The sequence below is a fragment of the Fictibacillus barbaricus genome (assembly GCF_014635025.1).
GTDB lineage: Bacteria > Bacillota > Bacilli > Bacillales > Fictibacillaceae > Fictibacillus > Fictibacillus barbaricus.
In genome coordinates this window covers 1,550,297-1,564,094 of sequence record NZ_BMCE01000002.1, presented here as the reverse complement: position 1 = coordinate 1,564,094, position 13,798 = coordinate 1,550,297, and the positions used below count along the sequence as shown (strand labels likewise).

Annotated in this window: 15 protein-coding genes; all 15 read left to right on the top strand. The window is 43.8% G+C overall.

The window, feature by feature from the left end; translation table 11 throughout:
- Nucleotides 1–9 precede the first annotated feature (9 nt).
- The 15 genes from IEV52_RS17425 to IEV52_RS17355 all read left to right on the top strand — a co-directional run bounded on the left by IEV52_RS17425 (nucleotide 10) and on the right by IEV52_RS17355 (nucleotide 13,791).
- Nucleotides 10–837, top strand: a complete 828-nt coding sequence (locus tag IEV52_RS17425) for a carbohydrate ABC transporter permease (protein WP_188403743.1) — start codon at nucleotides 10–12, stop codon at nucleotides 835–837.
- Between the two features lie 82 nt (nucleotides 838–919).
- Nucleotides 920–1,276 carry a YmaF family protein gene (locus IEV52_RS17420; RefSeq protein WP_308464576.1) on the top strand — a complete coding sequence of 119 codons (357 nt, stop codon included), beginning with the start codon at nucleotides 920–922 and terminating at the stop codon, nucleotides 1,274–1,276.
- Nucleotides 1,277–1,481: 205 nt separating this feature from the next.
- Nucleotides 1,482–2,216: an MBL fold metallo-hydrolase gene (locus IEV52_RS17415; protein WP_188403741.1), complete on the top strand. Its 735-nt coding sequence runs from the start codon at nucleotides 1,482–1,484 to the stop codon at nucleotides 2,214–2,216.
- 27 nt (nucleotides 2,217–2,243) lie between these two features.
- Nucleotides 2,244–3,233 carry a lipoate--protein ligase gene (lplA, locus tag IEV52_RS17410; protein WP_188403740.1) on the top strand — a complete coding sequence of 330 codons (990 nt, stop codon included), beginning with the start codon at nucleotides 2,244–2,246 and terminating at the stop codon, nucleotides 3,231–3,233.
- A gap of 596 nt (nucleotides 3,234–3,829) precedes the next feature.
- Nucleotides 3,830–5,158, top strand: a complete 1,329-nt coding sequence (locus tag IEV52_RS17405) for a phenylacetate--CoA ligase family protein (protein ID WP_188403739.1) — start codon at nucleotides 3,830–3,832, stop codon at nucleotides 5,156–5,158.
- Between the two features lie 71 nt (nucleotides 5,159–5,229).
- Entirely contained in the window at nucleotides 5,230–6,195 is a 966-nt protein-coding gene (gene paaA, locus IEV52_RS17400) for a 1,2-phenylacetyl-CoA epoxidase subunit PaaA (protein WP_188403738.1), read from the top strand.
- Between the two features lie 24 nt (nucleotides 6,196–6,219).
- Complete coding sequence (paaB, locus tag IEV52_RS17395; protein ID WP_188403737.1) at nucleotides 6,220–6,567, top strand: 1,2-phenylacetyl-CoA epoxidase subunit PaaB; 348 nt, start codon at nucleotides 6,220–6,222, stop codon at nucleotides 6,565–6,567.
- Nucleotides 6,564–7,370 carry a 1,2-phenylacetyl-CoA epoxidase subunit PaaC gene (paaC, locus tag IEV52_RS17390; RefSeq protein WP_188403736.1) on the top strand — a complete coding sequence of 269 codons (807 nt, stop codon included), beginning with the start codon at nucleotides 6,564–6,566 and terminating at the stop codon, nucleotides 7,368–7,370. The genes paaB and paaC overlap by 4 nt, the downstream gene beginning before the upstream one ends.
- Before the next feature lie 47 nt (nucleotides 7,371–7,417).
- The gene (gene paaD / locus IEV52_RS17385; RefSeq protein WP_373869442.1) at nucleotides 7,418–7,900 is read left to right on the top strand and encodes a 1,2-phenylacetyl-CoA epoxidase subunit PaaD; all 483 of its coding nucleotides are present in this window, start codon (nucleotides 7,418–7,420) and stop codon (nucleotides 7,898–7,900) included.
- 34 nt (nucleotides 7,901–7,934) lie between these two features.
- Nucleotides 7,935–8,240 carry an EthD family reductase gene (locus tag IEV52_RS17380; protein WP_188403734.1) on the top strand — a complete coding sequence of 102 codons (306 nt, stop codon included), beginning with the start codon at nucleotides 7,935–7,937 and terminating at the stop codon, nucleotides 8,238–8,240.
- Nucleotides 8,233–9,009, top strand: coding sequence for an enoyl-CoA hydratase/isomerase family protein (locus tag IEV52_RS17375; protein WP_188403733.1), 777 nt, complete (start codon nucleotides 8,233–8,235; stop codon nucleotides 9,007–9,009). The genes IEV52_RS17380 and IEV52_RS17375 overlap by 8 nt, the downstream gene beginning before the upstream one ends.
- Before the next feature lie 10 nt (nucleotides 9,010–9,019).
- Nucleotides 9,020–9,793, top strand: a complete 774-nt coding sequence (locus tag IEV52_RS17370) for an enoyl-CoA hydratase-related protein (protein ID WP_188403732.1) — start codon at nucleotides 9,020–9,022, stop codon at nucleotides 9,791–9,793.
- A 32-nt stretch (nucleotides 9,794–9,825) separates the two neighbouring features.
- A complete protein-coding gene (locus IEV52_RS17365; RefSeq protein WP_188403731.1) occupies nucleotides 9,826–11,334 on the top strand; it encodes an aldehyde dehydrogenase family protein in 1,509 nt (502 codons plus the stop codon).
- Between the two features lie 379 nt (nucleotides 11,335–11,713).
- A complete protein-coding gene (locus IEV52_RS17360; protein ID WP_188403730.1) occupies nucleotides 11,714–12,586 on the top strand; it encodes a 3-hydroxyacyl-CoA dehydrogenase in 873 nt (290 codons plus the stop codon).
- On the top strand, nucleotides 12,586–13,791 hold the full coding sequence (locus IEV52_RS17355) for a thiolase family protein (RefSeq protein WP_188403729.1): 1,206 nt from the start codon (nucleotides 12,586–12,588) through the stop codon (nucleotides 13,789–13,791). The genes IEV52_RS17360 and IEV52_RS17355 overlap by 1 nt, the downstream gene beginning before the upstream one ends.
- Nucleotides 13,792–13,798 lie beyond the last annotated feature (7 nt).

The window sequence follows — 13,798 nt, the reverse complement described above, 5'->3', positions numbered from 1 at the left end:
GAATAGGAAATGAACAAAAAAGCAGGCCCAATGTTTTATGTATTCTTAGCATTGTTTGTCTTCCTTGTCATGTTTCCGTTTTTATGGGTACTGGCAAGTTCAGTTAAACCGATTGCTGAGTTATTTGGTGATCGTGCGTTCATACCGTTTACGGATAATATGACGATAGAAAATTATGAATCAGTATTTGTGAACTATCCATTTTTAAAATACCTTTGGAACAGCTTGGTCGTTTCGACGATTACAACGGTTTACGCGGTTCTTGTAGCCAGCTTTGCAGCTTATGCGATCGCGCGTTTAAACTTTAGAGGGAAAACGGTAATTTTAGGGTTGGTGCTATCTGTTTCGATGTTTCCGCAGATAGCAACCATATCACCGATCTATATCGTATTGAAGAACCTAGGTTTAACTAACAGCTACCTTGGATTGATCATTCCGTATACGACGTTCACGCTGCCTCTGTCGATCTGGCTTCTTGTAACGTTTTTCCGCAAGATTCCATTTGATCTGGAAGAAGCAGCAAAGATCGATGGAGCTTCATTGATGCAAACATATTGGCGTGTTATTCTGCCGCTTGCGATACCAGGGATTTTTACAACAGCAATCCTCGTCTTTATCTCAGCATGGAACGAGTTCTTGTTCGCGTTAACGATTAACACTGATGATGAATTTAAGACAGTTCCTGTTGGTATCGCGATGTTTGAAGGCCAGTTCACCATTCCTTGGGGTGAGGTTACAGCTGCAACCGTTATCGTAACAGTGCCGCTTGTGATCATGGTTCTTCTGTTCCAGCGCAGAATTGTTTCTGGTTTAACTTCTGGTGCGGTAAAAGAATAGAAGTTTTGGATGAATACCCTGCAGCTACAAAAGCTGCAGGGTTCTTTGTTATGGTATTTTTTGAAATCACCAACATACAAATATGATGATAAACGTTAAGGAAGGGGGAAATTTAGTGCACGGTCACGATCTAAAACATATAAAATGGGAGGGCAGAAATGTTCATGTTCATCAATATTCTACCCAGACGTCAGTAAATGATGGACATTCACATACTGTCCAAGGGGTTACAAGCCCTGCAAAAAACTCGATGGGTCATGTTCATAAGTATGAAGGAACTACTACTTTTGATGACGGTCATGTTCACCGTTTCTCGGGAACTACCGGACCTCCTATTTATTTAGCGGATGGAACACATTATCATATGATAGCCGGAACAACTACTTTTAATGATGGACACATGCATCAATACTCGGGATGGACGGGTAAGAATTATTGATTGATATAATAATGTAAATATAGCAATAAAAGAATAATGATATTCAATCCCTTGCCTTTAGATAGCAGGGGATTTTTGCTGCTTATGAAGTAGACCACGAGAATGATCTGATCCTTGAAAAGTACTGGAACGCAATGATTCACAACAACTAGTGTAAAGACAGTGACTTTGTGTAAACTAGTAAGTAAAAAGGGAGGACAAGTTTATGAAACTAACTGTTATTGGCTATTGGGGAGGATATCCTGTTGCGGGTGAAGCGACATCAGGTTATCTTTTGCAAAGTGATGGGTTTAATCTGCTTATTGATTGTGGAAGCGGAGTGCTGTCTCAGCTCCAAAACTATATAAAGCCAGAAGAACTAGATGCCGTTGTTCTCTCTCATTATCATGCCGACCATGTAGCGGATATCGGCGTGCTTCAATATAGCAGGCTCATTCAGTCCTTTTTACAGGAAGGTATGAAGACCCTTCCGATCTATGGTCATCGATTTGATCAAGCTGGACTTCTTTCTTTAACACACCTGCAGCATACGAAGGGAATCGCATACGATCCGGATCGCCAGCTCCAGGTTGGACCATTTACGATAACGTTTCAGCTGACAAAACATGCAGCTGTTTGTTATGCGATGCGCATCACTGATGGCAAGGACACGATTGTTTACACAGCGGATACAGCTCTTGTTCCAGAACTCATTCCGTTCAGCCGAAATGCGGATCTGCTTATTGCAGAATGCAATTTTTATAAAGGGATGGATGGAAGCGGACCTGGCCACATGACTTCTGAAGATTGCGGAAAGCTTGCACAGCAGTCGGAAGCGCGACAGCTGCTTCTTACACATCTTCCTCATTTTGGTCAGTTGTCACAGCTTGTCACAGAAGCAAAAGAGGTGTATAACAATAAAGTGGAGCTTGCCTCATCCGGCTGGACGTGGGGAGCTTAAAGATAGGGACTGAAAGAGGAGAGAAGTATGCTTTTTATTGATAATGAAAATATTACAGACCCGCGTGTGAATCTTGCAATCGAAGAATTCGCTTTAAAGCACTTGGACATCAATGAAACGTATTTGCTTTTTTATATAAATGAACCATCCATCATCATCGGTAAGAACCAGAACACGGTTGAAGAGATCAACGCAGAATATGTTCGTGAAGAGGGCATTCATGTCGTGCGCCGTTTATCTGGCGGAGGTGCAGTATACCATGATCTTGGAAACTTGAATTTTAGCTTTATCACAAAGGATGACGGAAATTCTTTTCATGATTTCAAGAAGTTTACCGATCCTGTAGTAAAAGCGTTGAAAAAACTTGGGGTAAATGCTGAGTTGAGCGGACGAAATGATATCCTGGCAGACGGGAAGAAGATCTCAGGGAACGCACAGTTTTCTACAAAGGGCCGTATGTTCAGTCATGGTACGCTGCTGTTTGATTCCGAGATCGAGAATGTTGTTTCTGCACTTAACGTGCGTATGGACAAGATCGAGTCAAAAGGAATCAAGTCGATCCGCAGCCGGGTAACGAACATCCGTGAACACTTAGAAGAAGATATGACGATGGAAGAGTTTAAGCTGACTCTTTTAACATACTTATTTGAAGAGTTTGATTCTATTCCAAAGTATGAGTTAACAGAAAGCAATTGGGAAGAAATCCGTAAGATCTCTAGAGAGCGCTATGCGAACTGGGATTGGAACTACGGGAAATCGCCGAAATTCAACGTTGAGTTGTCAAACCGATTTGCGGGCGGATCTGTTGATATTCGTCTTCACATCGTAAAAGGAATCATCCAAGAGTGTAAGATCTTTGGAGATTTCTTTGGAGTAGGAGACGTTGCAGATATCGAGAATAAGCTGAATGGTGTGCGTTATGACCGTGAAGCGATTGAAAATGTGTTAGAAGATATTGATATGAACCATTATTTCGGTAAGGTTACACGTCAAGAGTTCCTTGATCTTCTCTATTAATAGGAAATGAGTGAAAAACCGCCTTTTTAGAAGGGCGGTTTTTTTGTTTGGAGGGGATAAAAAGAGGTTTGATCATGCCTAAAGCAGCAACATCTTGTATAAATAGAATGGTGAGCAACCGATTATAAGTCTTGAGAAAAATTTATAAGTCCCCAAAAAATTTTATGCGTCTTCATTAATTAAGGGGGCTTAACAGATCATTTCAGCATCCTATTTATCCGGTTTCAGTGGCTAAAAGCTCGAGGTCTCAACCGTTTCCCCGCTAAACACAAAAAGCGTGTTTACGCTCAAAAACTTTTGCGCTTGTCGCTTTTAAACGAGCCACTTCAACACTTAATTTCATCCGGCTTCAACAGCCAGACACTCGAGGTCACTTTCCTCTTTCCCTGTGACACAAAAAGCGTGTCTTCAGTCAAGAGTTAAGTGCTAGTCGTGTCTGAACGGCTGTTTCAACACTTTAAACCATTTGACAGAAAATTATTATAAATGATAAGCTAAAATAACATTACACAATATGTAGATAACGGTTCAAAAACGTCATATTTTTTTAATCTCAAATGTAATCGCTTACATATTATAAAGGGAGATGAAAAAGAATGATCCTCCATCCACAAGTGGAATGCATGAGTCGTGATGAAAAAGAAGAGCTTCAGCTGCACCGTTTAAAGCAGACAGTTCAAACTGTTTATGAAAATGTACCTTTCTACAAAAATGCATTTGTTGAAAAAGAGGTGCACCCTTCATCCATCCAAACAGTAGATGATCTGCAAAAACTGCCTTTTACCATAAAAAAAGATCTGCGTGACCACTATCCTTTTGGATTGTTTGCGGTCCCGCAAGATCACCTCGTTCGACTCCACGCTTCGTCCGGAACAAGCGGGAAGCCGACCGTTGTAGGATATACAGAAGGGGACATCAACCGTTGGAGCGACATGGTGGCAAGATCCATCGCGATCGCTGGCGGCGAACCAGGAAATGTGCTTCATAACGCATACGGATACGGCTTGTTTACAGGCGGACTTGGGCTTCATAACGGTTCTGAACGGCTAGGTATGGTTACTGTTCCTGTATCAGGCGGTAACACGGAGCGGCAGATTTTACTGATTGAAGACTTCGAACCGCAAGTGATCTGCGGAACACCATCATATATTTTAACGATTGCAGAAAAGATGGAGGAGATGGGCAAAGATCCAAGAGCCACTTCACTCCAATACGGAATCTTTGGAGCAGAGCCATGGTCTGAAGAAATGCGCGCTGCCTTAGAAGAGAAGCTCGGGATTAAGGCGATGGATATCTACGGGCTGAGTGAAGTGATGGGTCCAGGAGTTGCGATGGAATGTCATGAGGCACAGAACGGACTGCACATCATGGACGACCATTTTATCGCAGAAGTTATTAATCCAGATACCTTAGAACCAGTAGCTGACGGTCAATATGGTGAACTTGTGTTTACAAGTCTGACGAAAGAAGCCTTCCCGATCATCCGCTACAGAACGGGAGATATTGCTTCACTAGATCGATCACCTTGCAGCTGTGGAAGAACATCCGTCCGAATGAGCCGTGTTAAAGGGCGAATTGATGACATGATCATCGTGCGAGGGGTAAATGTTTTTCCCTCTGAAATCGAGAACTGCCTTCTTTCCATAGAAGATGTTGTTCCTCATTATCAAGTTCACATTTTAACGGAAGGGCTAAAAGAACATATAGAACTTCATGTTGAGGTGTCAGAACAACTTTACGCTGTTACGAATGGAGATGAAGCTCACTCAGCAACTCAAGCTTTGAAACAGACCATCTCTAAAAAGATTAAAGATAATTGCCTTGTTTCCATGACGATCAAAGTGTTTCCGCCTAAAGGAATTCCTCGTTCAGAAGGGAAGGCGATCCGAGTGGTTAGGCAAACACAGAAAAAAATGGGTGTTTAACTATTGTTAAAACGTATGACGTTAAATTATAATTACGGTAAATAAACGTAATATAACAGGAGGAGAATAGCATGACAGTTGGTATGAGTTTTAATCAGCTAAGTGAAGAAGAGAAGATGACTCATTTTCTTGATCGTATAAATGCTGGTGAAAAGATAGAACCCGATGACTGGATGCCAGAGGATTATCGCTTGCAGCTTATCAGATTGATTTCTATGCACGGCATTTCGGAAATTATGGGAGCGCTTCCAGAGAAGGAGTGGGTTCCTAAAGCACCTTCATTGCACCGTAAGCTTGCGATCATGGCCAAAGTTCAGGATGAGATGGGGCATGGTCAGCTGTTGCTTCGTGTAGCAGAAGATTTGATGGCACCGCTTGGAAAAACACGCCATGACATCATGGAAGATCTTTTTTCAGGGAAATTAAAGTTTCACAACGTATTCCACATGGACGCTCCAACATGGGGAGATGCAGGAATCATTGCTTGGCTTGTTGACGGAGCGGCGATCATCTCTCAAAGCATGATGCTTGATTCTTCTTATGGACCATATGCAAGAGCACTTAAGCGCATTTGTGCAGAAGAAGTATTCCACGCTCAGCACGGTGAGAGCATTATTTTAGCGATGGCAGAAGGCTCACCTGAACAGCGCGAGATGCTGCAAGACGCGCTGAACCGATGGTGGGAAGCACTGATTATGTTCTTTGGACCAAAGTCGGCAAAAGAAACAGGCAACTCCAATGCGGATAAGAACATCATGTATAAAATCCGTACAAAAACGAATGAAGACCTTAGACAAGAGTTCTTCACCAAATATATTCCGCGTATCTGGTCTCTTGGTCTTACGATTCCGGATGACACGATCCGTTTTGATGAAGAAAGCCAAATGTGGATCTATAGGGATGCCGACTGGAGCAAGTTTAAGCAGATCGTATCTGGAAACGGGCCACAATCACAAAATCGCTTAGACCTGCGCCGCCGCTCATACAAAAATAACGAGTGGGTACGTGAAGCTTTAGCTGCGAAAAAGGCCATTTAACAGCGGAAGGGAGAGACAGCCAACGTGAACGAACAAAAAAATGAATTTTACAACGTATATGAAGTTTTCAGCAAAAAAACAGATAAATCTCCGTTTCAGCATAGTTTCAGCTTGCTTGCACCGAATGCAGACATGGCGCTCATCATGGCGAAAGAGAACTTTTTTAGAAGAGAAACGGTTGCTGATATTTGGGTTGTAAAAAGAGAGAACATCCGCGGACTTAATCAGGATGAGAAAGAAATGCTTAAGCGCCTCGATAAACAATATAGAGAAACAAAAGGCTATGGTTATTTAAAGAAAAAGTGGCGTGACTACAATCAGGAGCAGTTTACAGAACAGCACATCCTTGGCGGAAGGGGAGACAATTCATGACACAGGAAACGTTGAAACCACAAGAGAAAAAGGCATTAATCGAGCTCCTTTACCAGCTTGCAGATGACGATTTCATCCTCTCTTTCCGCGGATCAGAGTGGCTCGGCCTCGCACCGCATATTGAAGAGGATGTTGCGTTCTCATCGATCTCACAAGACATGATGGGACATGCGAACCTCTACTATAACCTTCTTGAAGATCTTGGAGAGGGAGAAGCAGATAAAATTGCTCATCTTCGCACACCAGATCTGTTCAGGAATGCCATTATCTTAGAAGAAGTGAACGGACCTGGAACGTATTTAAAAGAACCGGATTATGACTGGGCGTTTACGGTTGTACGAAATTACTTCTACGCCGTGCATAAGCACATCCGTCTAGATTCGCTTCGCCACTCGTCATACGAGCCGTTGGCTGAAGCTGCGCGCAAGATCATGACTGAACAATATTACCACCTTATGCATTGGGAAGTTTGGTTTAAACAGCTCATGACAAGTACAGATGAAGCCATCCAGCGAATGACAACAGCCATTCAAAAGGTATGGAAAGACTTTGGCGGCGTTCTGACACTAGGACCATACTACGAAGATATCGTGAAAGCGAACCTTATCGATGATGAAGCCGTAATGAAGAAGAGATGGAACAACAAGATTGAAGCGGTACTAAAAGAAGTTGGAGCGAACTATCCTGGTGAACCGCGTATGGAAAGAGGCAATGGCCGAAACGGTGTTCACACAGATGACTTAAAACAAGCGACTTCAACACTTTCAGAAGTGTACGCAACAAATCCTTCAACTGGCTGGTAAGACGATTAAGAAAGGAGATGAACCACGTGTCCGAATTAAAAAACAGCATGACCGATATTGTGATGGACGCGCTTGGGAAAGTAAAAGATCCTGAAATCGCCTCCGTCAGTATATTAGATCTTGGCATGGTGCATGAAGTTTACGTGACAGAAGGAGCAGTGAAGGTATCCGTACTGCCTACGTTCTCAGGATGTCCTGCTCTGCACATCATCGAACGAGATATAAAAAAAGCGATTGAAGAAGTTGAAGGAATTCAATCTGTTGAAGTGAATTTTGTATTTACACCATCGTGGACAACGGACCGCATCACACCTGAAGGACGCGAAAGGTTAAAAGAGTTCGGCATCTCGCCTCCACCCGCAAACCACGTGATGGGTGAGCCATGGGAGATCGACTGTCCATACTGCGGATCCACATATGTAACGATGGAAAACATCTTTGGACCGACAGCCTGCAGAAGCATTCTGTACTGCAAGTCTTGCAAGAACCCGTTTGAAGCAATGAAACCAGTTGCCGATATGGGATTGTAAAAAAATGAAGTTAAAAATAGGGAGGAAAACACACATGGTAAAACTAATCGCACTTTACAAAACACCGGAAAACATCGAACAGTTCGACGAGCACTATTTTGGACATCATACAGAAATCACAAAAAAGATTCCTGGACTGCGCAAGATGGAAGTAACAAAGATTGTTGGTTCTCCAATGGGTAAAAGCGACTACCATATTCTTTGTGAAATGTACTACGATGATCATGATGCTTTGAAAGCCGCAATGAAGTCTGACGAAGGAAAAGTATCTGGAAAAGATCTTATGAGCTTTGCGGCAGAACTAGTAACGCTTATGATAGGTGAGGAAATCAATGAGTAATTACGAAACAATTCTAACCTCAGTTGAAGATGGGATTGCTCTGATTCAATTAAACAGGCCTCGTGTGCTTAATGCGATCAACCGGCCGATGGTTACGGAACTATTAGATGCTTTTGAAGGATTTGACCGTAATGATGAGGTAAAAGCAATTGTTTTAACAGGCAGCGAGCGTGCATTTGCAGCAGGTGCCGACATTGATGAAATGAAAGAAGATACAGCCGTTTCTCTTGAACTATTAAATCAGTTTAAAGAATGGGACCGCTTAGCAACGATCAAGAAGCCGATCATTGGTGCAGTAAACGGCTACTGCTTTGGCGGAGGCTTTGAACTTGCACTATGTGCAGATATCTTGTTTGCCGCAGAAAACGCACAGTTCGGTTTTCCTGAGATCAAGCTTGGCGTGATGCCTGGTGCAGGTGGCACTGTAAAGCTAACAAAGCTGATGGGACAAAAGAAAGCTCTTGAGTGGCTGTGGCTTGGCGATCCTATGACAGCAGATGAAGCACTTCAATATGGGGTGATCAATCGTGTGATCGCTCCAGAGCTTGTTGTGGACGAGGCAAAGAAATATGCGAGACTCGTAGCTTCAAGAGCACCTTTATCAACACGTTTAATCAAAGAAACCGTCTATAAATCAATCGATTATTCCACATACGAAGGCATGCAGTTCGAACGTAAAAACTTTTATCTATTATTCTCGTCACAGGATCAAAAAGAAGGCATGAAAGCTTTCGTTGAAAAACGTCCTGCCGAGTTTAAAGGGAAGTAGGGGGATAACCATGTTTGAAACGATTAGTTATGAAACAAGAGGAAAGACCGCCTGGATCACACTGAACCGTCCTGATAAGTTGAATGCTTTTACCTCACTCATGCACAAAGAAATGGTTTCGGCCATTAAAGAGGCGAACAAAGACAGCAGCGTAAGAGCCGTGGTTATTACAGGTGCTGGCCGTGCTTTCTGTTCTGGCCAGGACTTAACAGGTTCAACCGATGGCACGGATTATGGCGAAGTCCTTCGTAAAGGGTATAACCCGATGGTGCAAGCGCTTGTGACGATGGAAAAACCAGTTATCGCAGCCGTAAACGGTGTTGCTGCGGGAGCTGGAATGAGTCTCGCTCTAGCTTGTGACTTCCGTATCGCAAGTGAGAAAGCAAGTTTTATAGAAGCGTTCATTCATGTTGGGCTGGTTCCTGATTCAGGAAACTTATACTTCCTGCCTCGCTTGATAGGCCACGCAAAAGCGATGGAGCTGGCGGTTCTTGGAGAAAAAATCACAGCGCAGCAAGCAAAGGAATTCGGCCTTGTTACAAAGACCGTCTCGGAAGAGGAATTTATGCTAGAAGTGGAGACGTTTGCTGAAAAACTATCAAACATGCCGACAAAAGCGATCGGACTTATCAAACGATATTTGAATAAGAGCTGGGAGAGCAATTTGAATGAAGTGCTCAAGTATGAAGCACAGGCACAGAAGATTGCTGGAGAGTCAGCGGATCACCAAGAAGGATTACATGCATTTTTAGAAAAGAGAAAACCGGTATTCACAGGAAGATAGAAAGTACAGCAATGATAAAGGGAGTGGAGAGAATGAGTACAGCAAAGACAGAAGTAAAAGCAATAAAACGTGATGTTTACGAGATGGTAATTGGCGGTCAAAGCGTTGGAGGGTCTGAAGGGGAGTATTTTGTCACATACAATCCTGCAACTGGTGAACCATTAGCAAAAGTTGCGAAGGCAACAAAAGCCGATGTCGATCGTGCTGTTATCGCTGCTAGAACTTCATTTGAAACAGGAAAATGGAAGCGCTCTCCTGTTAACAAACGTTCACGTACCTTGAACAAGATCGCAAGTATCATGCGTTCTCGTTTCAACGAGCTTGTAGAGCTTGAGATCTTAAACAGCGGTAAATCTTTAAGTGCTGCACAAGGGCAAGTGATGCAGGCGATCGAAGACTTTGAGTTCTACGCGGGAGCAATCGTTAGCCACCGCGGTGCCGTAAACCCGATGCCAGGGCCGTTCATGAACTACACGTTAAAAGAGCCTCAAGGCGTCTGTGCACAGATCATCCCTTGGAACTATCCGATGATGATGGCTGCTTGGAAGATCGCGCCTGCTATTGCAACAGGCTGTTCTGTTATCTTAAAGCCTGCAAGCTTAACTCCGCTTACGGCAATCGTGATGACTGAGATCTGCCACGAAGCTGGTGTTCCTGAAGGTGTTGTTAACATCATTACTGGTGATGGTTCTACAGTGGGAGCTTACCTGGCTGAACACGAAGGTGTAGATAAAGTCGCGTTTACAGGCGAAACAGGAACAGGAAAAGACATCATGGCAAAAGCGTCTCAAACGTTAAAGCGAGTAACGCTTGAACTTGGCGGTAAATCTCCTAGCCTAGTATTTGCCGACACAGATATTGATGCGGCTGTTGACGGCTCATTATTTGGTATCTTCTATAACACGGGTCAATCCTGTGAAGCTCGATCACGCCTTTACATTGAGGAAAGTGTTTACGATGCATTCATGGAGAAATTCGTTGAAAAAGCAAAAAAACTTGTGCTCGGCAACCCGCTTGATCAAGGAACACACGTTGGAGCAATCATCTCTGAGCGACAGCTTGAAGTGATCGATGGGTATGTAAAGTCTGCAGAAGAAGAAGGAGCAACTATTCTTGTTGGCGGAGGACGTGCAAAAGTGGATGGCTATGAAAACGGCCACTGGTACCTGCCGACTATCATTGCTGATGTAAACGAGGATATGAAAGTGGTTAAAGAAGAAATCTTCGGACCAGTCGTGGTTGTATCCACGTTCAAAGATGAAAAAGAAGCTGTAAAACTAGCGAACAATACAGATTTTGGACTCGCAGCTGCGATCTGGACGAAGGATCACGCAAAAGCAACACGTGTTGCAGGCATGATTCAAGCTGGAACGATCATGATCAACTCCCCGTTCTCTGCTTTCCCAGGGACACCTTTTGGCGGCTACAAGCAATCAGGGTTTGGCCGTGAACTTTGTATTGAAACCCTTGATCTCTATACAGAAACAAAGAGTGTTGTTTCTTACACAGGATCTCGTCCGTTGAATCCTTTTAATCTGTAATAATTACAGGCTCTGTTAAACGGTGTTGTTAACACGAGGAGTTCTGAAAGATTGTGATTTATTTAGGCATTGTGAAAGCAACTCATTGACAAAGAAGTTGATTGTGGCGGAAGATGCGAGACTCCTGCGGGAGAAGCGGGACAGGTGAGACCCCACAGGCGCTTGGCGCCGAGGAGGCTCACCGCTCGCCCCGCGGAAAGCGAGCATCTGGAGCGGTAATTCAGCCACTCCTTTCTTCGTGTTAATAGCGATAATGTTTACAAAAATAAAAGCGGGCATTCGTGCTCGCTTTTTACACAAAGGCCTTAATATCAACATTAAGATTGACAGAGTCTACACACAAAAGTTAAACATTTGTTTAAGAAAGGCAGGAGAGACCATGTTGCAAAATGCAGTAGTCATCGGATCTGGTGTAATGGGAAGAGGCATCGCCTATGTAAGTGCTGTTGGAGGTTTTGATGTTCAGCTTGTTGACGTGAAGGAAGAACAACTGGAGAATGCAAAGAAAGAAATCGATTCTATTTTTTCAAAAGCGGTATCTCGTGGTAAGCTGTCGCAAAGTGATGCTGAGAGAGCACAGGAAAGACTTTCATATACTGCTAATCTATCAGCGGCTGTAAGCGGTGCAGATCTAGTGATCGAAGCCGTGCCTGAAAATATTGAGATCAAGCGTGCTGTTTTTGAAGAATTAGACCGCTCTGCGCCACCTCATTGCGTACTCGCTACAAATACTTCTACGATGAGCCCAACTGAGATCGGATCATTTACGAAGCGTCCTGAAAAAGTCATCGCGATGCACTTCTTTAATCCGGTACACAGAATGCCGCTTGTTGAGATCGTTAGAGGGCATGAAACAAATGATGAAACGGTGGAGCTTGCAAAAGAAGCTGCAGTAAAGATGGGGAAAGAAACGGTAACGGTTAACGAGTTTCCTGGATTCGTTACGAGCCGTATCTCTGCGATGATCGGAAATGAAGCCTTTTACATGCTGCAAGAAGGTGTTGGTACACCGGAGGATATTGATAAGGCGATCAAGTTGGGATTGAATTTTCCGATGGGACCGTTTGAGCTTGGAGACTTAGTAGGATTGGATACACGCTTAAACAATCTGAATTATCTTCATAAAACATTAGGTGAAAAATATAGACCTGCACCGCTTCTCGTGAAGTATGTAAAAGCAGGAAGGCTTGGACGTAAGACAGGTAAAGGGGTTTACGATTACACCACAGATAACAGCGGGGTGAAGAAGTAATGAAAGAAGTCGTTATTGTTGACGCGGTCCGAACACCTATCGGACGTTATAAAGGGGCGTTAAAATCAGTTCGCCCGGATGACCTTGGAGCAGTGGTTATATCAGCTCTTGTAGAACGAAATCCCGAAGTTCCAGTTCAAGAGATTGAAGAAGTCATATTCGGTAATGCGAACGGTGCTGGTGAAGATAACCGAAACGTGGCAAGAATGTCTGCTTTATTGGCAGATCTCCCAGTTGAAGTTGGCGGCACGACCATCAACCGTCTTTGCGGTTCTGGCATGGACGCAGTTATCTATGCGGCTCGCGCGATTTTAGCAGGTGAAGGAGACATTTTCATTGCGGGTGGAACGGAAAGCATGACGCGAGCACCTCTCGTTATGGGGAAACCAGAGGTGGAGTATCCCCGTGGAGATATGAAGATGTTTGATACCACGATCGGATGGCGCTTCATAAATCCTCTCATGCATGAAAAATTCGGTACAGATTCTATGCCTGAAACAGCGGAAAACGTGGCGAAGAAGTATGGGATCTCAAGAGAAGAGCAAGACAGATTCGCGTACAACTCTCAGCAAAAAGCTAAAAAGGCAATAGAAGAAAACCGGTTTAAAGAAGAGATCGTACCTGTAAGATTAGTAGACAGAAAAGGGAACGAAACGTGGGTTTCTGAGGATGAGCATCCTCGTCCTGAAACGTCACTTGAAAAACTGGGTACACTTAAACCGTTGTTTAAAGAAGGAACAGTGACAGCTGGTAATGCTTCTGGTGTGAACGACGGAGCTTCTGCACTTCTTTTAATGAGCCGTGAAAAAGCAGATGAACTTGGATTAAAGCCGTTAGCTCGATATATCTCATCCGGTGTTGCTGGTCTTGAGCCATCAATCATGGGTGTTGGTCCCATTGAAGCTTCACGAAAAGCGTTGAAACGCGCTGGACTTTCCGTAGCTAATCTTGATCTGATCGAGCTGAATGAAGCTTTTGCATCCCAGTCTTTAGCATGCATCAACGAGCTGGGATTGGATCACAGCAAAGTGAACGTAAACGGAGGAGCAATCGCATTCGGTCATCCGCTCGGTGCCAGCGGAGCGCGTATTTTAACGACGCTTATCCATGAAATGAAAAAGCAAGGTTCGCGATACGGACTCGCGACGATGTGTATTGGAGTCGGTCAAGGAATTGCTTCCGTCGTAGAAGCGATTAACGAATAGGAGGGGT

Coding starts and splice junctions, on each gene's coding strand:
- IEV52_RS17425 (WP_188403743.1), top strand. CDS start 10: ATGAACAAAAAAGCAGGCCCAATGTTTTATGTATTCTTAGCATTGTTT.
- IEV52_RS17420 (WP_308464576.1), top strand. CDS start 920: ATGATGATAAACGTTAAGGAAGGGGGAAATTTAGTGCACGGTCACGAT.
- IEV52_RS17415 (WP_188403741.1), top strand. CDS start 1,482: ATGAAACTAACTGTTATTGGCTATTGGGGAGGATATCCTGTTGCGGGT.
- lplA (WP_188403740.1), top strand. CDS start 2,244: ATGCTTTTTATTGATAATGAAAATATTACAGACCCGCGTGTGAATCTT.
- IEV52_RS17405 (WP_188403739.1), top strand. CDS start 3,830: ATGATCCTCCATCCACAAGTGGAATGCATGAGTCGTGATGAAAAAGAA.
- paaA (WP_188403738.1), top strand. CDS start 5,230: ATGACAGTTGGTATGAGTTTTAATCAGCTAAGTGAAGAAGAGAAGATG.
- paaC (WP_188403736.1), top strand. CDS start 6,564: ATGACACAGGAAACGTTGAAACCACAAGAGAAAAAGGCATTAATCGAG.
- paaD (WP_373869442.1), top strand. CDS start 7,418: ATGACCGATATTGTGATGGACGCGCTTGGGAAAGTAAAAGATCCTGAA.
- IEV52_RS17380 (WP_188403734.1), top strand. CDS start 7,935: ATGGTAAAACTAATCGCACTTTACAAAACACCGGAAAACATCGAACAG.
- IEV52_RS17375 (WP_188403733.1), top strand. CDS start 8,233: ATGAGTAATTACGAAACAATTCTAACCTCAGTTGAAGATGGGATTGCT.
- IEV52_RS17370 (WP_188403732.1), top strand. CDS start 9,020: ATGTTTGAAACGATTAGTTATGAAACAAGAGGAAAGACCGCCTGGATC.
- IEV52_RS17365 (WP_188403731.1), top strand. CDS start 9,826: ATGAGTACAGCAAAGACAGAAGTAAAAGCAATAAAACGTGATGTTTAC.
- IEV52_RS17360 (WP_188403730.1), top strand. CDS start 11,714: ATGTTGCAAAATGCAGTAGTCATCGGATCTGGTGTAATGGGAAGAGGC.
- IEV52_RS17355 (WP_188403729.1), top strand. CDS start 12,586: ATGAAAGAAGTCGTTATTGTTGACGCGGTCCGAACACCTATCGGACGT.